The organism is Streptomyces sp. LZ34 (assembly GCF_053890475.1).
Genome location: NZ_CM132680.1, coordinates 3,831,030 through 3,850,195, shown reverse-complemented (window position 1 = coordinate 3,850,195; position 19,166 = coordinate 3,831,030). Strand labels below are relative to the sequence as shown.

Sequence of the window (19,166 nt, the reverse complement as noted above, 5' to 3'; positions counted from 1 at the left end):
TTAGGATGGGCACATGGCGAAGACCGGTACGACGACCAAGGGGCTGCGCGCGGCGATCGAGCGCAGCGGCTATTACCCGGCACTCGTTGCCGAAGCGGTGGAAGCCGCCGTGGGCGGTGAGCCGGTCGTCTCGTATCTGGTCCACCAGGAGACCACCTTCGACTCCAACGAGGTCCGCCGCCATGTCACGGTCCTCGTCCTGACGGGCACCCGCTTCATCGTCAGCCACACCGACGAGCAGGCCGCCGACGGCACGTCCCCGTCTCCGTACGCCACCACCTCCACCGAGTCCGTGAAGCTCCAGCGGATCTCCTCGGTCGTGCTGAGCCGTGTCGTGGCCAACCCCGAGTCGTACACCCCCGGCACGCTGCCCCGCGAGGTGGTCCTCACCATCGGCTGGGGCGCCGTCAACCGCCTCGACCTCGAGCCCGCCGCCTGCGGCGACCCCAACTGCGAGGCCGACCACGGCTACACCGGCTCCTCCACCGCCGACGACCTGAGCCTGCGGGTCAGCGAGGCGGGCGACGGCCCCGACAGCGTCCGGCAGACCCTCGCCTTCGCCCAGTCGCTCTCGGAAGCCACCGTGGACACGCCGGACGCCGGCCGCTGATGTCCGACTCCATCGCGGGCTCCGCCACCGCCTCCCGATGGCAGGAGCCCGAGCCCGAGCCGCTCGACCCGCGCTCCGCCCCCGTGCCCCGCTATGGCACGGGCTCGCTCGCCGATCTGCTGCCCGCCGTCGCCGCGGGCCAGGGCGTCCCAGGCCTGACCTCGGGGCTCGCCCTCGCGCCCGCCGACCGCGTGTGCGTGTTCCTGGTCGATGGCCTCGGCTGGGAGCTGCTGCGCGCCCACCCCGCCGAAGCGCCCTTTCTGACCTCGCTGCTGCCCGGCTCGCTGAGCGGCAGCGGAGCGCCGATCACCGCGGGCTTCCCCTCCACCACCGCGACCTCGCTGGCCTCCGTCGGCACGGGCCTGCCGCCCGGCGCCCACGGCCTGCCCGGCTATACGGTGGCCGACCCCGCCACCGGCCGGCTGATGAACCAGCTGCGCTGGCAGCCGTGGACGGATCCGCACGCCTGGCAGCCGTACCCCACCGTCTTCCAACTGGCCGACGCGGCGGGCGTGCACACCTGCCAGGTGTCCGCGCCGATCTTCGCCGAGACCCCGCTCACCAAGATCGCGCTGAGCGGCGGCACTTTCCACGGCCGGCTCTCCGGCGAGGAGCGGATGGACCTCGCGGCCGAGCAGCTGGCCGTCGGCGACCGCTCGCTGGTGTACACGTACTACAGCGAAGTCGACGGCAAGGGACACCGCTTCGGCGTCGACTCCGGCGAGTGGCGCGCCCAGTTGCGCTATGTGGACGGGCTCGTGCAGCGCCTCGCCGAGCAACTGCCGCCCCGCACCGCCCTCTACGTGACCGCCGACCACGGCATGATCGACATCCCCTTCGACCCGGAGTCGCGGATCGACTTCGACGAGGACTGGGAGCTGCGGGCCGGAGTCGCCCTGCTGGGCGGCGAGGGCCGCGCCCGCCATGTGTACGCGGTCCCCGGCGCGGCGAGCGATGTGCTGGCGGTGTGGCGCGAGGTGCTCGGCGATCGGATGTGGGTGGCGAGCCGCGACGAGGCCATCGAGGCGGGCTGGTTCGGGCGGCCCGAGGACGGCGGCGGCGTGGACGAGCGGGTGTACCGGCGGATCGGCGATGTGGTGGCCGCCGCCAGCGCGGACGTCGCGATCGTCGCCTCGCGGACCGAGCCGAAGGAGTCGGCGATGGTGGGGCTGCACGGCTCGATGACCCCCGTCGAGCAGCTCGTCCCGCTCCTCGAAGTACGCTCCTGAGCCGTTCTCCGCTTCCCGCGCCGCTCGCCCTGCTCGTCCCGCCCGCCCCCTATCCCTCCCGTGCGAAAGGCCTCGCCACCCCATGCCCGAGCTGGTGTTCTTCTCCGGAACCATGGACTGCGGAAAGAGCACCCTCGCTCTTCAGATCGAGCACAACCGCTCGGCGCGCGGCCTTCAGGGCATGATCTACACCCGGGACGACAGGGCGGGCCGGGGCAAGCTCTCCTCGCGGCTCGGGCTGGTCACCGAGGCCGTCGAGGCGGGGGACGATCTGGACTTCTACGCCCATGTGGTCGGGATCCTCACGGCCGGGGGCCGCGCCGACTATGTGATCGTGGACGAGGCACAGTTCCTCGCCCCGTCCCAGATCGACCAGCTCGCCCGCGTCGTGGACGACCTCGGGCTCGACGTCTTCGCCTTCGGCATCACCACCGACTTCCGCAGCAAGCTCTTCCCCGGCTCGCAGCGCCTGGTCGAGCTCGCGGACCGGATCGAGGTGCTCCAGGTCGAGGCGTTGTGCTGGTGCGGGGCCCGCGCCACGCACAACGCCCGTACCGTCGGCGGTGAGATGGTCGTCGAGGGCGCCCAGGTCGTCATCGGCGACGTCAACCAGCCCGGGGCCGAGGTGGGTTACGAGGTGCTGTGCCGACGTCACCACCGGCGCCGCATGACGGCCGCGGCCGCCCGCGCCGCCACGCTGTCGCCGGACGTGCTCCCCGTCGACCCGTCGGCGGCCCCGTCCCCCGCGCCCGGCGACCCCGCAGAAGCGCCCCAGGCAGCCTCCTAGCCGCCCGTCGACCGCCCGTACCGCAGGGTGAAGGCCGCCCCCTCCGGGTCCGTGACGGTGGCCGTACGCCCCGTCGCGTCGTCCCGCGGTGGCAGGACGACATGGCCGCCCAGCTCGGTCACCTGGCGCACCGCCTTGTCCACGTCGGCCACCGCGAAGTACGTCCGCCAGTGCGGGCCCCGGTCGCGCGGCAGGGCGCTGCCCACGCCGTGGATCGCGGCCACCGGCCGCCCCGCCACCCGCAGGGTCAGCACATCGGACCCGGGCTCGGGGGCCGGGCCGGGGCCGTCGGGACGACGGGACGAGGGCTCGCTGTGGCTGCCGAAGACCATGTCGTAGAACTTGCTGACGGCCGAGGACTCACGGGTCATCAGCTCGTGCCAGACAGGGGAGCCCGGCGCCCCGACCTCCTCGGCGCCCAGGTGCTCGCGCGCCTGCCACACGCCGAAGGTCGCGCCCTCCGGGTCGGCCGCGAGGGCCATCCGGCCCGCCTCGCCCGCGTCCAGCGGGCCCACCGCCACGGTGCCGCCGCAGGCGCGGATCAGCTCCGCCGTCTCGTCGGCGTCGTCGGAGGCCAGATACGTCGTCCAGGCGACCGGGAGGTGGCGCTCCAACGGCAGCTCGCCCAGCCCCGCGACCGGTCGGTCGCCGATCCGCGCGCGTACGTACGGGCCCAGGTGCTGCGGCCCCGGGGTGAACTCCCAGCCGAACAAGGCGTGGTAGAAGTCCTGCGTCGCGGCCAGGTTGTGCACCATCAGGCTCGTCCAGCAAGGCGTGCCCGGTGTGTGCCGAGTCGCTGCCTTGGTCATCGTCACTCTCTCCTCGGACCATTGTGGTGTCCGTGCGGCTCCGGCCGGCCCGCGGGTGCGCGGGGCGGTGATGGGGGGTGGCGCCCGACAGATATTCGCACCACCTGCCGCAACACGCGCCCTGGCCGCGCCGCAATTCGCGGCTCCTACCAGGACAATGCCCGCTTTCGAGCCGCGCACCCGTTTCCAAGCCATGGTCGCGAGGTGTCCATCAGCTGTACGGAGGGTGATCGAGTGGGCCGATCGTCGCAGGCGCATCTACGCAAGGATGGTGCCCATGAATGCCATCATCACCGCATCCGATCTCATGGACGAGCTGGCGGGGGAGCGGCCGCCGCTCCTCCTGGACGTCCGCTGGCAGCTGGGCGGCCCGCCCGGCCGCCCCGCCTACGAGGCCGGGCACCTCCCTGGCGCGGCCTACGTCGACCTGGAGGCCGAACTCGCGGGCCCCGCGGGCGCGGCCGGCCGCCACCCGCTGCCCGACCTGTCCGCCTTCGCCGCCGCGATGCGCCGGGCCGGAGTCCGCGCGGACCGGCGCGTGGTGGCGTACGACGGCGGGCAGGGGTGGGCTGCGGCGCGCGCCTGGTGGCTGCTGCGCTGGGCAGGCCATCCGTCCGTACGCGTCCTCGACGGCGGCCTGGCCGCCTGGACCGAGCGCGGCGGCCTGCTGAGCACCGAGGCCGGCGCCCCGCCCGAGGGCGACTTCGAGCCGCGGCCCGGCGCCCTCCCGCTGCTGGACGCGGACGGCGCGGCGGCGCTCGCCCGGCGCGGGCTGCTGCTGGACGCGCGGGCCGCCGAGCGGTACCGGGGCGAGGTGGAGCCGATCGACCCCGTGGCCGGGCACATCCCGGGGGCGGTCTCGGCGCCGACGGCGGAGAACGTCACCCCTGAGGGCCGGTTCCTGCCCGCCGAGCGGCTGGCCGAGCGCTTCGAGAAGCTCGGCGCCACCGAGGACGCCGAGGTGGGGGTCTACTGCGGCTCGGGCGTCTCGGCCGCCCACCAGGTGCTGGCGCTCGCGGTCGCGGGCGTCCCGGCCGCCCTGTACGTCGGCTCCTGGAGCGAGTGGTCCGCCGACGCCACCCGCCCGGTGGCCACCGGCCGAGAGCGAGGCTGATGCAAGGCGCGCGCCCCGGCCGGGGGCGCCCCCAGCTACCGCTGGGAGGTGCCCCTGCCCAGCGGTAGCTGAGGGAGAGCCGAAGGCGCGCGCCGCCCGCGCCGGAGGCGCTGATGTGCGCTGTCGAAAGGGAGAGCGCGCGGAGGCCCTGAGGCTGCGATCGCCACGCGGCGGAGCCGGCTGTATTGATATGCGGCTGCCGCCCCGTGGCGATACAGCCGGCTACCGCCGCGTGGTCGACCGTGGACAGGGGCTGTAGCGCCCCGGCGGGGGCGCCCCCAGCTACAGCTGGAGGTGCCCCCGCCAGCGGTAGCTGGGGGAGAACCGAGCCTTGGAAAGAGCCGCCGGGCCGCGCTGTCGGAGCGACAGCGGGGCCCGGCAACAGGGTGAGGGCGGCCCGGCGGGACGCCGGGGCTACTCCTGTTTCTTGCGGCGGGTGCCGAAGACGATCTCGTCCCAGCTCGGCACCGCCGCCCGGCGACCCGGACGCACCCCGTCCGCCTCCGCCTGACGGTCCGTGGTGCCGGTCAGCCGGTCGCGGTGGCCGGCGACCGAACGGGGCATCAGGACGTCCGCGTACGCCGAGCCGGCGCTCGCCGCCGGGGCCGGCGGCTCGACGGGCTCCGGCTCCTCGGCGGGCTCGTCGGCCGGGGACGGGGCGCTCGGCGGCTCCGGCACGATCATGTCGCCCCGGAAGTTCGGCACGGCTTCCAGCAGGCTGGTGAGCGAGTCCCGCTCACCGCCGAGGCCGTCCTCCACGGAGGCGGACGCCGACATGGAGTCGGACTCGCCGTCGCCACGCTCGAACGAGCCCTGCCGGTCCCGGTCGCGATCCCGGTCACGCGGCAGCCGGGCGATCCGCGGCACGAACGGGAAGCTCGGCTCCGGAGTGTCGTCGGCCTCGCCGATCAGCGCCCGGGCCTCGTCGTCCACGGCCTGTACGAGCCGCCGGGGCGGATCGTAGGTCCAGCTGGCCGAGTGCGGCTCTCCGGCCACGCGGTAGACCAGCAGCACCTCCCAGGTGCCGTCGTCCCGCCGCCAGGAGTCCCACTGCGCGGTGTCCTTCTCCGCGCCGCGCAGCAGCAGCCGCTCCGCGACGGCCTCGCCGAGCTGGGGCCCGGCGTTCTCGCCGGGGCGGCGCACGGGTGTCTTGCGGGCGCGCTCGGCCATGAAGGCGCGCTCCGCGAGCACCGGACCCTCGAAGCGGCGCACGCGGTCGACGGGGATGCCCGCCATCTGCGCGACCTCCTCGGCCGAGGCGCCGGCGCGTATACGGGCCTGGATGTCGCGCGGCCGCAGATGGCTCTCGACCTCGATCTCGATCTGGCCGAGCCGAGCGCGGTCATTGCGCACGGCGGCGCGCAGTCGCTCGTCGATGGGAAGCGTGTACTCCGTGCTGTCCGCAGCCTTGAGCACCAGCCGTGTGCCGTCGTTGCTGACGGCCACGACACGCAGTTCGGGCATGGGGACCTCCCGGGTGGTGCCTGCCGACGTCACGGTTGCGTCGCTGCTCTCCCGCTAGACGAGTGTGGCGTGCCCGGGTGCAGCCTGCCACAACTTTGCCGAGTTGCCCGGCGTGTCGGGACTGTGCCCCGATCCGCCGTTATGGCACGGTGACCTGTTTGCAGCCCAAAACGACGGCGTCGTCGCTCGGGGCAGCGATCCCCATGTCATGTCGCGGCGCCGCCGGTTGAGTTGCCGCCTTTTGACCCCTCCCGTTGGGTCCGGGCGGCCGGACGGGAAAGCGGGGCCAGGGACCGTCACAGTACTCCATTCGGGCCGCTCAGGTGGAGCGGCGCGCCAGTCAAGTTCTCGCCGTGTGGGGGCTGTGGACCATGAACTGGGCGGCCTGGGGCGTGATGTGGGTGGCAAGTTTCACATGATCGACAGAAACGGAACGATCTCCTTCGATTTTGCACGCTTCCCTTCTCGGACGGGAACGAATGTGCGGGCGGGGGCAGATGGGGGTCGAGGGCGGGGCGCGCCGGACGCGTCAGTCGCCCAGCACCCGCCGCAGATAGTCGTTGCCGAACAGCCGTTCCGGGTCGAGCCGGTCGCGGATGGCCGTGAACTCCCCGAACCGCGGATAGGCCTCGGCCAGATACGCGGCGTCGCGGCTGTGCAGCTTGCCCCAGTGCGGGCGCCCGCCGTGCGCGGTCATGATCTGCTCGGCCGCCGTGAAGTACGCCCGGTGCGGGGTGCCCCGGTACAGGTGCACCGCGATGTAGGCGGTGTCCCGGCCGGAGGCGGTGGACAGCGGGATGTCGTCGGCCGGTGCGATGCGCACCTCCACCGGGAAGCCGACCCTGAGGCCCGAGCGCTCCACGGTCGCCTTGAGCTCGCGCAACACCGTGACCGCCGCCTCGCGCGGCACCGCGTACTCCATCTCCACGAAGCGGACCCGGCGCGGACTGGTGAAGACTTTGTAAGGGATGTCCGTGTACGTGCGGGCCGACAGCGCGCGGCTGGAGATCTTGGCGATGCCGGGGATGGTGGCGGGGACCGCCCGCCCCACCGAACAGGCCACCTGGAAGATGCCGTTGGACAGCAGCTCGTCGTCGACCCAGCCGCTCACCCGGCCCAGCGGGGCGGCGGGCCCGTTGGTGCGGTTATTGCGCTTGGTGTTGCAGTTGCCGGTGTGCGGGAACCAGTAGAACTCGAAGTGCTCGTTCTCCGCGACAAGCTGGTCGAAGTCCGCCATGACCTGGTCGAAGGGCATGGGCTCCTCGCGCGCGGTGAGCAGGAACTCAGGCTCCACGGCGAAGGTGATCGCGCTGACCACGCCCAGCGCGCCGAGTCCGATCCGGGCGGCGGAGAAGATCTCCGGATTCTCCTGGGCCGAGCAGCGCAGCACCGAGCCGTCCGCCGTCACCAGCTCCAGGCCCTTGATCTGGGCGGCGATCGACGCGCTGGCCCGGCCCGTCCCGTGCGTGCCGGTGGCGGTGGCCCCGGCCACCGTCTGCTCCATGATGTCGCCCATATTGGTCAGCGACAGGCTGTGCGCCGCCAGGGTCTGGTTGAGCTGCCACAGCGGGGTGCCGGCCGCGACGGTCACCGTCCCCGCCTCCCGGTCGATCTCCCGGACCCCGGCCAGCCGCTCGGGACGTATCAGGAGCCCGTCCGTGGCGGCCGCGGCGGTGAAGGAGTGGCCGGTGCCCACCGCCTTCACCCGCAGGCCCTCCTCGGCCGCCTGGCGCACCACCTCGGCCAGCTCCGCGGTCGACGAGGGGGCGATGCTCCGGGCGGGCCGGGCGATCACATTGCCCGCCCAGTTACGCCACACGCCGTTCCGGCTGGTCCTCATGGTCCCTACGGTCCTTACGGCCATCCGCACCCGACCCCTCCCGCTGTGGCGCCGGCCGCAGCCGGCGGTACCCGAGGAACGCCACCGCCGCCGCGAACGCCCCGGCCACGGCCGGCACCCCGTACCCCGCGCGCGCCCCGGCGGCGTCGACCACCCATCCGGCGGCCGACGAGCCGAGCGCCACCCCGATCGAGAGCCCGGTGCTCACCCAGGTCATGCCCTCGGTCAGTTTCGCGCGTGGCACGAGCTGTTCGACCAGGCCCATGGTGGTGACCATCGTCGGTGCGACGGCCAGGCCCGCGACGAAGAGCGCCACGGCCAGAAACGAAAGGTTCCCGACCAGTTGGAGGGGGATCATACTCACGGCGATCGCACAGACACCCAGCAGCCACCTGCGGGGGGCCGGGCCGGTGAGATGGAGCAGCCCGAAGACCGCGCCCGCAAGGCAGGAACCCGCCGCGTAGATGGCGAGCACCACGCTCGCCGCGGCCTTGTTGCCCTGCTCCTCGGCGAAGGCCACCGTCACCACGTCGATCGCCCCGAAGAGCGCGCCCACGGCGGCGAAGGCGGTCACCAGCACCAGCAGCCCGACCGAGCGCAGCGCCGAGCCGCCGGTGTGGTGCTCGCGCGGATGCGGCACGGGCTCGGTGGCGCGCTGCGCGGTCAGCGCCAGCACCCCGACCGCGAGGAAGCAGCCGGCCAGCAGGGGGCCCGCCTCCGGGAACCAGGCGGTGGACAGCCCGACGGACAGGATCGGGCCGACAATGAAGCAGACCTCGTCGACGACGGACTCGAAGGCGTACGCGGCGTGCAGCTTCCGCGGCACGTCACGGTAGATCGCCGCCCAGCGGGCCCGCACCATCGCCCCGATGCTCGGCACGCACCCGGCGGCCGCGGCGAACGCGAACAGCGTCCAGTCCGGCCAGCGCAGATGCGCGCTCACCAGCAGCCCGGCGATGGCGATGAGCGCGACGAGGGCGGCCGGGCGCAGCACCCGGCGCTGGCCGTGCCGGTCCACCAGCCGGGAGACCTGAGGGCCCAGGGCCGCCGAGGAGATCGAGAGCGCGGCCGACACCGCGCCCGCCAGACCGTACCGGCCGGTGAGCCCGGAGATCATGGTGACCACGCCGATGGAGGTCATCGAGATCGTCAGCCGGCCGGGGAACCCCGCGGCGGCGAAGCCCTTGGTGCCGGGGGCGGCGAATATGGCGCGATAAGGGCCGGGATCGGGCAAGGACGGCTCCGGGTGGGCAGGTCGTGGGCAGGGGGGGGATGAGCAGGTAAGGAACGTAGGCGCCGAGACAGGTTACGGGCATCCACAGGGCGGCGCAGGTGTATTTCCCGCCCGTCAGCGCCGGGTGGCAGGATCGGGGACATGCCGGAACAGTCAGCTCAGCCATCCCCCGCTCGGTCTTCCGCTCCGTACGACGCCCTGCTGCTGCTCTCCTTCGGCGGCCCGGAGGGCCCCGAGGACGTGGTGCCGTTCCTGGAGAATGTGACGCGCGGCCGCGGCATCCCCCGCGAGCGGCTGAAGGAAGTGGGCCGGCACTACTTCCTCTTCGGCGGCGTCAGCCCGATCAACGCGCAGAACCGCGAGCTGCTGGAGGCGCTGCGCAAGGACTTCGCGGAGCACGGCCTCGACCTGCCGGTCTACTGGGGCAACCGCAACTGGGCGCCCTATCTGGCCGATACCCTGCGCGAGATGGCCGCCGACGGCCACCGCCGCGTCCTGGTGCTGGCCACCAGCGCGTACGCCTCGTACTCCGGCTGCCGCCAGTACCGCGAGAACCTCGCCGACGCGATGGCCGCGCTCGAGGCGGAGGGTCTCGAGCCGCCGCGCGTCGACAAGCTGCGGCACTACTTCAACCACCCCGGCTTCGTCCGGCCCATGGTCGACGCGACGCTCGCCGCGCTCGCCGAGCTGCCCGAGGCCGTGCGTGCCGGGGCACACCTCGCCTTCACCACGCACTCCATCCCGACCGCCGCCGCCGACACCTCCGGCCCGCCCCAGGACCACGGGGACGGCGGCGCGTATGTCGCCCAGCACCTCGACGTGGCCCGGCTGATCGCCGACGCGGTGCGCGAGGAGACCGGCGTGGAGCACCCCTGGCGCCTGGTCTACCAGTCGCGCAGCGGCGCCCCGCACATCCCGTGGCTGGAGCCGGACATCTGCGACCACCTGGAGGAGCTGCACGGGGCGGGCGCCCCCGCCGCCGTGATGGTCCCGATCGGCTTCGTCTCGGACCACATGGAGGTCAAGTACGACCTCGACACCGAGGCGGCGGCCAAGGCCGGGGAGTTGGGGCTGCCGGTCGCGCGCGCCTCGACCGTGGGCGCGGACCCGCGCTTCGCGGCCGCGGTGCGCGATCTGGTCCTAGAGCGCGCGGCCGCCGAGCGCTTCGCCGCCGGCCGGGAGGCGGCCGCGCCGACGCGCTGCGCGCTGGGCGCGCTCGGCCCGAGCCACGACCTCTGCCCGGCGGGCTGCTGCCCGGCCCGGGCGCCGCGGCCCGCCGCCGCGGGAGCGGACTGAGCGCGCCACCGCACCGACCCCCGGCCCGCCGCCGTCGTGGCGAGCGCGCCAAGACTGAGCGGGGGACAGTGCTGTCCGCCCGCACGCCTTAAGGAGCACGATGACCGACCCGCTCACGACCGAACTTCTCGACGTCGCCCTGGAGGCCGCCCACCGGGCGGGAGAGCTGCTCCGCGACGGCCGCCCGGCCGACCTCGGCGTGGCCGCCACGAAGACCAGCCCCATCGACGTGGTCACCGAGATGGACCTGGCCGCCGAGAAGCTGATCACGGACTTTTTCGCCGCCCGCCGCCCGGACGACGGCGTGCTGGGGGAGGAGGGCGCGAGCACCGAGGGCAGCAGCGGGGTGCGCTGGGTGATCGACCCGATCGACGGCACGGTCAACTACCTCTACGGCCTGCCGGCCTGGGCGGTGAGCATCGCCGCCGAGCGGGACGGCGAGACGGTCGTGGGCGTGGTGACGGCCCCGATGCGCCGCGAGACGTACCACGCGGTCCTCGGCGGCGGCGCACACCTCGTACGGGACGGACAGGAGGCGCGGGAGCGGGTGCACTGCCGCCCCGCGCCCGTGCTCGACCAGGCTCTCGTGGGCACCGGCTTCGGCTACCGCACCGAGCGCCGCATCGGCCAGGCCGAGGTGGTCCGCGCGCTGGTGCCCAAGGTGCGCGACATCCGGCGCGGCGGGTCGGCCGCCATCGACCTGTGCGATGTGGCGTGCGGCCGGCTCGACGGCTACTACGAGCGCGGGCTGAACCCGTGGGACTTCGCGGCCGGTGCGCTGATAGCCCGCGAGGCGGGCGCGCTGACCGGGGGACGGCCGGGCGTCCCGGCCTCGGGCGAGCTGACCATCGCCGCGCCCTCCGGCCTCTTCGAGCCGCTGCAGCGGCTCCTGGAGGACCTGGGCGCCTGGCACGACTGACGGCGCCGACCGGGCCCGGACCTCCCGAACGCGGATGGAACACAGCCTGAACGCAGCCTGAACACAGCGCGACGCCCCGGTGCCGCAAGGGCAGCCGGGGCGCCGCAGGGTTGCTGAACGCGGGTGCCGGGGGATCGCCGTCAGGCGATCGCACCGACCTCCACGCCATGCTCGGCGGCCAGCCGACGGAGGTCTTCCAGCTCCGACAGCTCGACATCGGCAAGGAAGTCGTCGCCCGTCTCACGGGCGTGGGTGAGATCGGACTTGGTGGTCTCTATACGCTGCAGAATGCCTGCGGTGAACGCGTCCATGTGCGCCCCCTCGTCGTGGGTCGGTGGCACGGGGGTGTGCCGACGGCGGGACGATCACGTGCGTGATCCCTGCTGATGGCAGAGAGGCTTGTGGGATGCCACATACAGGGCGTGATCGGGTGTGCAGTCGTCCTCCCCATCGCTCCGCGAGGGGAAACCTCTGCCGAAAAAGAATCTTGAGCAGCCCCTTCCGGATCCCCCTTACCGCCGGTTTACGAGGCTTCGAGGCAGGATGGAGGCGCCGGGCGCCGATCGAGTCCGGCCGGATCGAGCCCGTCGGGCATCCAATCGCGCCCGTAAGGCACCCAAGGGAAGGACTGACGAAAGTGCGTGTACTCGTCGTCGAGGACGAGCAGCTGCTCGCCGATGCGGTGGCCACCGGACTGCGCCGGGAGGCCATGGCCGTCGACGTCGTGTACGACGGGGCCGCCGCCTTGGAGCGGATCGCGGTCAACGACTACGACGTGGTCGTCCTCGACCGGGACCTCCCGCTGGTCCACGGCGACGACGTGTGCCGCAAGGTCGTCGAGCTGGGAATGCCCACCCGCGTGCTCATGCTCACCGCCTCCGGCGACGTCAGTGACCGCGTCGAGGGGCTGGAGATCGGCGCGGACGACTACCTGCCCAAGCCCTTCGCCTTCAGCGAGCTGATCGCCCGCGTACGGGCGCTCGGCCGCCGCACCACCGTCGCCCTGCCGCCCGTGCTGGAGCGCGCCGGGATCAAGCTGGACCCCAACCGCCGCGAGGTCTTCCGGGACGGCCGGGAGGTCCAGCTGGCCCCCAAGGAGTTCGCGGTGCTCGAGGTGCTCATGCGCAGCGAGGGTGCCGTCGTCTCCGCCGAGCAGCTGCTGGAGAAGGCGTGGGACGAGAACACCGACCCGTTCACCAACGTGGTCCGGGTCACCGTCATGACGCTGCGCCGCAAGCTCGGCGAGCCCGCGGTGATCGTCACGGTGCCCGGCTCCGGCTACCGGATCTGACCGGGCATGGCCACGACCCCGATTCCGCCCTCCGCACCACCCAAGCCCAGCTGGGACCCGCGGCCGATGACGAGCCCGCGTCCCTGGCTGCGCCCCACGATCCGGATACGGCTCACCCTCCTGTACGGCGGGATGTTCCTGATCGCCGGAGTGGTGCTGCTGACGATCATCTACCTGCTGGCGGCGGACGTCCTGCAGGGGAGCAGCAAGCTCCCCTTCCAGATCGTCAAGATGGACTACAGCCTCACCGACCCCACCTGTGAGCTGCCCAGCCAGTCCAGCACCACGCTGTTCAACGAGGCGGTGGCGCGGTGCATGAACCACCAGCGCGCCCTCGCCCTCGACGCCCTGCTGCGCCGGTCGCTGCTGGCGCTGCTGGGCCTGGCCGTGCTGGCCTTCGCGTTCGGCTACGCCATGGCCGGGCGGGTGCTCTCGCCGCTCGGCCGGATCACCCGCACCGCGCGCCAGGTCGCGGGCTCGGACCTGGCCCGCCGGATCAAGCTGGACGGCCCGGACGACGAGCTGAAGGAGCTGGCCGACACCTTCGACGAGATGCTGGAGCGCCTGGACCGCGCGTTCACCGCCCAGCAGCGGTTCGTGGCCAACGCCTCGCACGAGCTGCGCACCCCGCTGGCGATCAACCGCACCCTGCTGGAGGTGCAGCTCTCCGACCCGCAGGCGTCCCCCGAGCTGGCCCAGCTCGGCAAGACGCTGCTGGCCACCAACGAGCGCAGCGAGCAGCTGGTGGAGGGCCTGCTGCTGCTCGCCCGCAGCGACAACGAGATCGTCGACCGCAAGCCCGTGGACCTCGCCGAGGTCGCCTCCCAGGCGCTCGAGCAGCTCCGTACGGAGGCGCAGGACAAGGGCGTGGCGGTGCGGGGGGTGCGGCAGCCCGCGGTGGTTCAGGGCAATGGCGTGCTGCTGGAGCGGATCGCGCTGAACCTCATCCAGAACGCGGTGCGGTACAACGTTCCTCAGGAAGGCTGGGTGGAGGTGACCACTGAGGTGCAGGAAGGTGCGGGGCAGGCGGTGCTGGTGGTGGCGAACACCGGCCCGGTGGTCCCGGCATACGAGCTGGACAACATTTTCGAGCCCTTCCGCAGGCTGCGCACCGAGCGCACCGGAAGCGACAAGGGCGTCGGGCTCGGCCTGTCGATCGCCCGCTCCGTGGCCCGTGCGCACGGCGGACGGATCACCGCCGAGCCGCGGGACGGCGGCGGCCTGGTGATGCGGGTGGTGCTCCCGGTCTGAGGTCGGCCGAGACTGAGGAGAAGTTCCAGGACACCGGCCGTGTGTCCGTTCGCTTTGGGAGGAATTTTGGCGATCCGACCCCCACCTGTATCCTGTGTGATCGATCACATGGGCGAATTTCAAGCCATATACTCTGTGTGATCGTCACGGTCGGTGGAAAGTCGGGAAGGTCCGGGTTTTCAAGGGCCGTGATCACGGGAAGTACACGTGAGGGCGCATGTGAGTGCGACATTCGGACCGTGTACGGTCCCGATCGCCATCCAAGCCGATCACCTCTTCAGGGGTGCGGTTGGGTGTCGATTGAGTAACAGACCTTGATGTGAGGCAAAATCTCCGCCTCGGGTCGGGCACAAGTCCGGCCTCTCACGCGTTACGTGCGCTGGAGACACCGCAGACACCCAGAGGGGGAGAGCGACATGGCAACGGATTACGACACCCCACGCAAGACCGATGACGACGTCAACGAGGACAGTATTGAGGAGCTGAAGGCCCGGCGGAACGACAAGTCCGCGTCGACAGTCGACGTGGACGAGTTCGAGCAGGCCGAGGGCTTGGAGCTGCCCGGCGCGGACCTCTCCAACGAGGAGTTGTCCGTGCGGGTGCTGCCCCGCCAGGCCGACGAGTTCACCTGCATGAGCTGCTTCCTGGTGCACCACCGCAGCCAGCTGGCCAATGAGACCAAGAACGGCCAGCCGATCTGCCGCGACTGCGCGGCGTAAGCCGCAGGTCCGGCGTGGATGCGGAGCATGGTGACGTGACCGAGCACGTCGAGCGGGGCCGGATGGCCTCGCTCGCGGCCGCTATCGGCCGAGGTGCCCGTAAGGGAGGCGAGCGCGCTAGATCGGGGGTCTACGCGGTCGCCGATCGGATCGTCGCGAACGCTCCGCGGATTCCGGTCCGCGACCTCGCCTCGCTGCGCAAGCAGTTCCCCGGGCTCGGCCCGGAAGAGATCGCGGACAAACTGGTGGCCGGTGCCGCGAACGGCACCTCCACCGTGGGTGCGGGCGTCGGCGCCGCGGCGATGCTGCCTGCCCCGCCCGCCATGCCCACCGAGCTGGCCGCCGAGATCATCGGCGTCGCCTCGATAGAGATCAAGCTCATCGCCGAGCTCCATGAGGTCTACGGGGTGCGCGCGCCCGGCACCGTCCGGCAGCGCGCCATCGCCTACCTCGGGGCATGGGCCGAGGAGCGCGGCATCGACGCCGCCGTCCCGGCGAGTGTGAACGCCGCGCTCGGCGTTCAGATGAAGCGTGAGCTGCGCCAGCAGGTCCTCAAGCGCAGCTTCCGCAATCTGCCGAACCTCGCGCCCTTCATGGTGGGCGCCACCGTGGGCGCCGCGATGAACCGGCGCGACACCAAGAAGCTCGCCCGGAAGATCCGCAAGGATCTGCGCGCGCGGCAGGTGCCCTGGGTCGCGCTGCCGCCGCTGGAGGCCTGACCCGCCGGCCCATAGGGCCGACCGACGGGGGTTACTGGGCCCGTACGGCCGAGAGTGCGGCGGCCAGGGCCTCGGGATCGCGGGTCGAGACGTAGACGTACGGCGTCGGGTCCTGCGGATCGGTGACCTCCACCCGCAGCGCGGTCGGGATGTAGCTGCGCAGCAGCATGAACGCCCGCGGATTGGCCTTGTAAGTGCGCCAGGCCGCCGCCTCGTCGCGGTCCAGCACCTCGGCCGTCCCCAGCGCCGACACCGGGATCTTCGCCTCGCCGGCGACCAGCGAGCCCGCCACCACCCGGACCCGGACCGAACCGTAGGCGCTCACCACGACGGCGGCGGCCGCCGCCCCGCCGATCAGACCGCCGAGCATCGGCAGCGTCCCGAAGGGCAGCAGGATCAGCGCCGTCGCGACACCGACCAGAAATGCGATGAACCACCATGAACGGGGTGCGGTCAGGCGTTCTTCGTAAGGCTGCATGGGCCCAAGCTTGGCATGGCCGCCGACCGGCGCTTCCGGCGCGGGTAAGGTCAGCCGGTGTGAGTGGAGCAAAGACCGCGTTGAAGCCGCCGGACGGCGCCAGGGCCCCCGTACGGCACCCCGACGCCCCCGCGCCCGGGGAGGCCCTTGGCGCGCACTACGAGGGGTGCTTCGGCTGCGGCCAGGAGCACGGTCTCGGCCTTGAGCCACGGGCCGGCGACGGCGTGAGCGTCACGGCCGAGTTCACCGTGCGCCCCGGCCACCAGGGTGCGCCGGGCCTCGCCCACGGCGGGGTGCTGACCTCGGCACTGGACGAGACGCTCGGGTCGCTCAGCTGGATGCAGCGGGTCATCGCGGTGACCGGACGGCTGGAGACGGACTTCCTCCGGCCGGTGCCCGTGGGCGCCGTGCTGCACCTGGACGCGCGGGTGACGGCGGTCCATGGGCGCAAGATCTACTCCACGGCCACGGGCCGGATCGGCGGCCCGGACGGCCCGGTCGCGGTGCGCGCCGACGCCCTCTTCATAGAGGTCAAGGTCGACCACTTCATCGAGAACGGCCGGCCGGAGGAGATCGACGCGGCGCTCGCCGACCCCGACCAGGTGAAGGTCGCACGCGCGTTCGAGGTGAATCCGTGAACATCGCATGGGCGGAGAAGCGGCCGGAGAAGCGGCCCGAGAAGCGAGCACAGGCAAAGGGGAAGGTGTGACCGTGACGCCCGTAGATGTGTTGATTCGCCGGGTGGACCCCGAGGTGCCGATCCCCGCGTATGCCCATCCCGGCGACGCCGGGGCCGACCTCGTCACCACGGAGGCGGCCGAGCTCGCCCCCGGTGAGCGCGCGGTACTGCCGACCGGAGTGTCTATCGCGCTCCCGGACGGGTATGCCGCCTTCGTGCATCCGAGGTCCGGACTCGCCGCCCGCTGCGGGGTCGCCATGGTGAATGCGCCCGGGACCATCGATGCCGGGTACCGTGGAGAAATCAAGGTGATCGTGGTCAACCTGGACCCGCGCGAGAGTGTGCGGTTCGAGCGCTACGACCGGGTCGCCCAACTGATCGTCCAGCAGGTCGAGAAGGTGCGCTTCCACGAGGTGGCGGAGCTTCCCGGTTCGGCGCGGGCCGACGGGGGTTTCGGGTCCACCGGCGGTCATGCCGCCGTGGACGGTTCAACGGGTGGGAATGGATACGCTTCGGTCGGTTCCGACCGGGAAGGACGATGACGTGTTCGGACGTCGCCGCAAGCGCAGCAAGGAGGACGTCGAGCCGCTCGACGTCGCCTCCGAGGAGTTGGCCGAGGACGCCGCGGAGGACGCGGACGCCGCGGACCTCGCGGAGGACGCCGTCGCCGAGAGGGTGAGCCTGCCCCCGGCGCCGCGCCCCGAAGGGCCGTGGGACGTATCCGAGGTGCGTGAGCCCGGCGAGGGCCGGGTGGACCTGGGCGGCATGTTCGTGCCCGGTGTCGAGGGCATGGAGCTGCGGGTTGAGGTCGCGGGTGACGCGATCGTCGCCTCGACCGTGGTGCTGCGGGACAGTGCCGTCCAGCTCCAGGCGTTCGCCGCGCCCAAGAAGGAAGGCATCTGGGGCGAGGTGCGCGACGAGATCGCCACCGGCATCACCCAGCAGGGCGGGGTCGTCGACGAGGTCGAGGGGCCGCTCGGCTGGGAGCTGCGCGCCCAGGTGCCGGTGCAGCTGCCGGACGGCAAGAACGGCGTGCAGGTGGTCCGCTTCGTCGGCGTGGACGGGCCGCGCTGGTTCCTGCGCGGGGTGATCTCCGGGCAGGGCGCGGTGCAGCCCGAGACCGGCAGCCTGCTGGAAGCGATCTTCCGGGACACGGTCGTGGTGCGCGGCGACGGCCCGATGGCCCCGCGCGATCCGATCGTCCTGAAGCTGCCGGACGACGCGCAGATGGTGCCCGACGGGGTGCAGCAGGAGGAGGCGCAGGGCTCGCGGTTCGCGGGCGGCGCCGACCGGCTCCAGCGCGGCCCGGAGATCAGCGAGGTGCGCTGAGCGCCCGCTCGCGCGCCGTCGCGGTCCGAGCCGGATCCGAGCCACAGCCGAGCCAGATCACAGCCTGAGGGGCCCGGGAGCCAGTCTCCCGGGCCCCTCAGGCTTTCCCGGACGCGGCTGCCGGCCGCGCTTCCCGCGGCGGTTTTCCCGGGGCGCTTTTTCTGGGGCAGATTTTTTCTCGGGGCACATTGAACACAGCCGTCACCCCGCCCGTACTGATGGGCGCGAGACCTTGCGCGACCCGGAGCAGGGGCAGGACGGGGCGCCACCAGTAGACCGTTGCTGTTTGTGACCTCACGAGGTGATCAGATGTCCCGTGGCCTTCCGTTACTGCACCGTCGGCGAGTCCTGGCCGCTGGTGTGATCGGCGGTATTACATGCGCGGCCGTCGCGGTGGGAGCCGCCATGGCCGGGCAGGATGGCTCGGGAGCGAGTAGCAACGCGAGCACCAAAGCGGCGTCCACCATCAGCTGCCCCGATGTGACGGGCTCCCTTCCCGAGATCCCGGCCCAGGCCAAGGCGGAGGTGGACCGCAACCTGGCGCTGCTCCAGACACAGATCGACGAGGCCAACAAGCGGCTGGCCTCGTCCGCGGGCGAGGGCGGCCCGAACTTCGTGCAGAACGCGATCCTCGGCCCGCTGGCGGACAAGCGCAAGTCCACCCTGGACCGCATCGCGATCTCCATCGGCCGCCAGGCCGAGAAGCCGCAGGGGCTGGACGCGCTCGCCGAGTGTTCCCTGGGCGGGGACGCGGGTGCGGGGGAGGGCTCCGACGCGGGCTCCGGCGGTGCGGCGGAGCCCCCCGCGTCCGCTCCGGCCACGGCCGAACCCACGGATCCGGGTTCCGGGGCGGAGGACGGCGCGGGCTCGGACGCCGGGGCCGGGACCGGGACCGGGCAGTCGATCAGCTGCCCGGACGTCGCCTCGAAGGTCGGCGCGGTGCCCGCAGCCGCCCAGGCGGAGGTGGACCGCAATATCGCGCTGCTCCAGACACAGATCGACGAGGCCAACAAGCGGCTGGCCTCGTCCGCGGGCCAGGGCGGCCCGAACTTCGTGGAGAACGCGATCCTCGGCCCGCTGAAGGGCAAGCGCGCCTCCACCATCGACCGCATTCGCATCTCGATCTCCCGCCAGGGCGCGACCGCCCCCTCTGGTCTCGACGCCCTGGCGGGCTGCTCGCTGGCATCCGGCTGATCCAGGTCGTCGGCAGAGCCTGACGCCAGCAGCGCCGGTGGGCCGCACTCCCTCCCTCGGAGTGCGGCCCACCGGCTTGTGCGTGGAAGAGACCGGCGGGGCGCGCGTAAGAGACGCGCGTAAGAGAAGCGTCAACGGCGCGGGCACAGCCGTCAGAGAGCCGTCAATAACGATCAAAAGCGGTCTGAACGGAGGTTTCCTCGA

The 19,166-nt window shown here is 72.4% G+C and carries 20 protein-coding genes; 14 read left to right on the top strand and 6 right to left on the bottom strand.

Annotation, left to right across the window (positions count from 1 at the left end; genetic code table 11):
* The first annotated feature begins 13 nt into the window (after positions 1 to 13).
* The 3 genes from ACWY4P_RS15025 to ACWY4P_RS15015 all read left to right on the top strand — a co-directional run bounded on the left by ACWY4P_RS15025 (position 14) and on the right by ACWY4P_RS15015 (position 2,626).
* Positions 14 to 610 (top strand): DUF5998 family protein, encoded by a 597-nt coding sequence (locus tag ACWY4P_RS15025; protein WP_311723766.1) that lies wholly within the window; start codon positions 14 to 16, stop codon positions 608 to 610.
* The gene (locus ACWY4P_RS15020; RefSeq protein ID WP_456211054.1) at positions 610 to 1,839 is read left to right on the top strand and encodes an alkaline phosphatase family protein; all 1,230 of its coding nucleotides are present in this window, start codon (positions 610 to 612) and stop codon (positions 1,837 to 1,839) included. The genes ACWY4P_RS15025 and ACWY4P_RS15020 overlap by 1 nt, the downstream gene beginning before the upstream one ends.
* Positions 1,840 to 1,921: 82 nt before the next feature.
* Positions 1,922 to 2,626: a thymidine kinase gene (locus tag ACWY4P_RS15015; RefSeq protein WP_456211053.1), complete on the top strand. Its 705-nt coding sequence runs from the start codon at positions 1,922 to 1,924 to the stop codon at positions 2,624 to 2,626.
* Here the strand turns inward: ACWY4P_RS15015 and ACWY4P_RS15010 are convergent.
* Positions 2,623 to 3,435, bottom strand: coding sequence for a VOC family protein (locus tag ACWY4P_RS15010; protein ID WP_456211052.1), 813 nt, complete (start codon positions 3,433 to 3,435; stop codon positions 2,623 to 2,625). The genes ACWY4P_RS15015 and ACWY4P_RS15010 overlap by 4 nt on opposite strands.
* Before the next feature lie 277 nt (positions 3,436 to 3,712).
* Here ACWY4P_RS15010 and ACWY4P_RS15005 point away from each other — a divergent pair, with 277 nt between their 5' ends.
* Positions 3,713 to 4,549: a sulfurtransferase gene (locus ACWY4P_RS15005; protein WP_456211051.1), complete on the top strand. Its 837-nt coding sequence runs from the start codon at positions 3,713 to 3,715 to the stop codon at positions 4,547 to 4,549.
* Positions 4,550 to 4,963: 414 nt separating this feature from the next.
* On the opposite strand, the gene sepH is transcribed toward ACWY4P_RS15005, so the two are convergent.
* The 3 genes from sepH to ACWY4P_RS14990 form a co-directional block, all read right to left on the bottom strand.
* Positions 4,964 to 6,046, bottom strand: a complete 1,083-nt coding sequence (gene sepH / locus ACWY4P_RS15000) for a septation protein SepH (protein ID WP_456211050.1) — start codon at positions 6,044 to 6,046, stop codon at positions 4,964 to 4,966.
* A 496-nt stretch (positions 6,047 to 6,542) separates the two neighbouring features.
* Entirely contained in the window at positions 6,543 to 7,877 is a 1,335-nt protein-coding gene (locus tag ACWY4P_RS14995; protein WP_456211049.1) for a D-arabinono-1,4-lactone oxidase, read from the bottom strand.
* Complete coding sequence (locus ACWY4P_RS14990) at positions 7,822 to 9,087, bottom strand: MFS transporter (protein ID WP_456211048.1); 1,266 nt, start codon at positions 9,085 to 9,087, stop codon at positions 7,822 to 7,824. The genes ACWY4P_RS14995 and ACWY4P_RS14990 overlap by 56 nt, the downstream gene beginning before the upstream one ends.
* A gap of 141 nt (positions 9,088 to 9,228) precedes the next feature.
* Here ACWY4P_RS14990 and ACWY4P_RS14985 point away from each other — a divergent pair, with 141 nt between their 5' ends.
* Positions 9,229 to 10,383, top strand: a complete 1,155-nt coding sequence (locus ACWY4P_RS14985) for a ferrochelatase (RefSeq protein ID WP_456211047.1) — start codon at positions 9,229 to 9,231, stop codon at positions 10,381 to 10,383.
* A gap of 100 nt (positions 10,384 to 10,483) precedes the next feature.
* Positions 10,484 to 11,302: an inositol monophosphatase family protein gene (locus tag ACWY4P_RS14980; protein ID WP_456211046.1), complete on the top strand. Its 819-nt coding sequence runs from the start codon at positions 10,484 to 10,486 to the stop codon at positions 11,300 to 11,302.
* Positions 11,303 to 11,442: 140 nt separating this feature from the next.
* Here the strand turns inward: ACWY4P_RS14980 and ACWY4P_RS14975 are convergent, their stop codons facing one another.
* Positions 11,443 to 11,613 carry a hypothetical protein gene (locus ACWY4P_RS14975; RefSeq protein ID WP_456211045.1) on the bottom strand — a complete coding sequence of 57 codons (171 nt, stop codon included), beginning with the start codon at positions 11,611 to 11,613 and terminating at the stop codon, positions 11,443 to 11,445.
* Positions 11,614 to 11,939: 326 nt separating this feature from the next.
* On the opposite strand from ACWY4P_RS14975, the gene ACWY4P_RS14970 reads away from it, so the two are divergent.
* From ACWY4P_RS14970 to ACWY4P_RS14955, 4 genes are all read left to right on the top strand, one after another.
* Complete coding sequence (locus tag ACWY4P_RS14970) at positions 11,940 to 12,593, top strand: response regulator transcription factor (RefSeq protein ID WP_456211044.1); 654 nt, start codon at positions 11,940 to 11,942, stop codon at positions 12,591 to 12,593.
* Positions 12,594 to 12,599: 6 nt separating this feature from the next.
* Entirely contained in the window at positions 12,600 to 13,844 is a 1,245-nt protein-coding gene (locus ACWY4P_RS14965; RefSeq protein ID WP_456211043.1) for a sensor histidine kinase, read from the top strand.
* A gap of 416 nt (positions 13,845 to 14,260) precedes the next feature.
* Positions 14,261 to 14,563: a DUF4193 domain-containing protein gene (locus ACWY4P_RS14960; protein ID WP_014175864.1), complete on the top strand. Its 303-nt coding sequence runs from the start codon at positions 14,261 to 14,263 to the stop codon at positions 14,561 to 14,563.
* Between the two features lie 62 nt (positions 14,564 to 14,625).
* A complete protein-coding gene (locus ACWY4P_RS14955; RefSeq protein ID WP_456212927.1) occupies positions 14,626 to 15,282 on the top strand; it encodes a hypothetical protein in 657 nt (218 codons plus the stop codon).
* Between the two features lie 31 nt (positions 15,283 to 15,313).
* Here ACWY4P_RS14955 and ACWY4P_RS14950 read toward each other — a convergent pair whose 3' ends face one another.
* Positions 15,314 to 15,760: a DUF3093 domain-containing protein gene (locus tag ACWY4P_RS14950; RefSeq protein WP_456211042.1), complete on the bottom strand. Its 447-nt coding sequence runs from the start codon at positions 15,758 to 15,760 to the stop codon at positions 15,314 to 15,316.
* A gap of 59 nt (positions 15,761 to 15,819) precedes the next feature.
* Here ACWY4P_RS14950 and ACWY4P_RS14945 point away from each other — a divergent pair, with 59 nt between their 5' ends.
* From ACWY4P_RS14945 to ACWY4P_RS14930, 4 genes are all read left to right on the top strand, one after another.
* A complete protein-coding gene (locus ACWY4P_RS14945; RefSeq protein ID WP_456211041.1) occupies positions 15,820 to 16,398 on the top strand; it encodes a PaaI family thioesterase in 579 nt (192 codons plus the stop codon).
* A 67-nt stretch (positions 16,399 to 16,465) separates the two neighbouring features.
* Positions 16,466 to 16,981 (top strand): dUTP diphosphatase, encoded by a 516-nt coding sequence (dut, locus tag ACWY4P_RS14940; RefSeq protein WP_456211040.1) that lies wholly within the window; start codon positions 16,466 to 16,468, stop codon positions 16,979 to 16,981.
* 1 nt (position 16,982) lies between these two features.
* The gene (locus ACWY4P_RS14935) at positions 16,983 to 17,768 is read left to right on the top strand and encodes a DUF3710 domain-containing protein (RefSeq protein WP_456211039.1); all 786 of its coding nucleotides are present in this window, start codon (positions 16,983 to 16,985) and stop codon (positions 17,766 to 17,768) included.
* A gap of 309 nt (positions 17,769 to 18,077) precedes the next feature.
* A complete protein-coding gene (locus ACWY4P_RS14930) occupies positions 18,078 to 18,962 on the top strand; it encodes a hypothetical protein (RefSeq protein WP_456211038.1) in 885 nt (294 codons plus the stop codon).
* Positions 18,963 to 19,166 lie beyond the last annotated feature (204 nt).

Excerpts from the sequence above, each read along its gene's own strand:
- ACWY4P_RS15015 (WP_456211053.1), top strand. The coding sequence starts at position 1,922 with ATGCCCGAGCTGGTGTTCTTCTCCGGAACCATGGACTGCGGAAAGAGC.
- ACWY4P_RS14930 (WP_456211038.1), top strand. The coding sequence starts at position 18,078 with ATGTCCCGTGGCCTTCCGTTACTGCACCGTCGGCGAGTCCTGGCCGCT.
- ACWY4P_RS14960 (WP_014175864.1), top strand. The coding sequence starts at position 14,261 with ATGGCAACGGATTACGACACCCCACGCAAGACCGATGACGACGTCAAC.
- ACWY4P_RS14985 (WP_456211047.1), top strand. The coding sequence starts at position 9,229 with ATGCCGGAACAGTCAGCTCAGCCATCCCCCGCTCGGTCTTCCGCTCCG.
- ACWY4P_RS15010 (WP_456211052.1), bottom strand. The coding sequence starts at position 3,435 with ATGACCAAGGCAGCGACTCGGCACACACCGGGCACGCCTTGCTGGACG.
- ACWY4P_RS15020 (WP_456211054.1), top strand. The coding sequence starts at position 610 with ATGTCCGACTCCATCGCGGGCTCCGCCACCGCCTCCCGATGGCAGGAG.
- ACWY4P_RS15025 (WP_311723766.1), top strand. The coding sequence starts at position 14 with ATGGCGAAGACCGGTACGACGACCAAGGGGCTGCGCGCGGCGATCGAG.
- ACWY4P_RS14980 (WP_456211046.1), top strand. The coding sequence starts at position 10,484 with ATGACCGACCCGCTCACGACCGAACTTCTCGACGTCGCCCTGGAGGCC.
- ACWY4P_RS14965 (WP_456211043.1), top strand. The coding sequence starts at position 12,600 with ATGGCCACGACCCCGATTCCGCCCTCCGCACCACCCAAGCCCAGCTGG.
- ACWY4P_RS14950 (WP_456211042.1), bottom strand. The coding sequence starts at position 15,760 with ATGCAGCCTTACGAAGAACGCCTGACCGCACCCCGTTCATGGTGGTTC.
- ACWY4P_RS14955 (WP_456212927.1), top strand. The coding sequence starts at position 14,626 with ATGGCCTCGCTCGCGGCCGCTATCGGCCGAGGTGCCCGTAAGGGAGGC.
- ACWY4P_RS15005 (WP_456211051.1), top strand. The coding sequence starts at position 3,713 with ATGAATGCCATCATCACCGCATCCGATCTCATGGACGAGCTGGCGGGG.
- ACWY4P_RS14975 (WP_456211045.1), bottom strand. The coding sequence starts at position 11,613 with ATGGACGCGTTCACCGCAGGCATTCTGCAGCGTATAGAGACCACCAAG.
- ACWY4P_RS14995 (WP_456211049.1), bottom strand. The coding sequence starts at position 7,877 with ATGGCCGTAAGGACCGTAGGGACCATGAGGACCAGCCGGAACGGCGTG.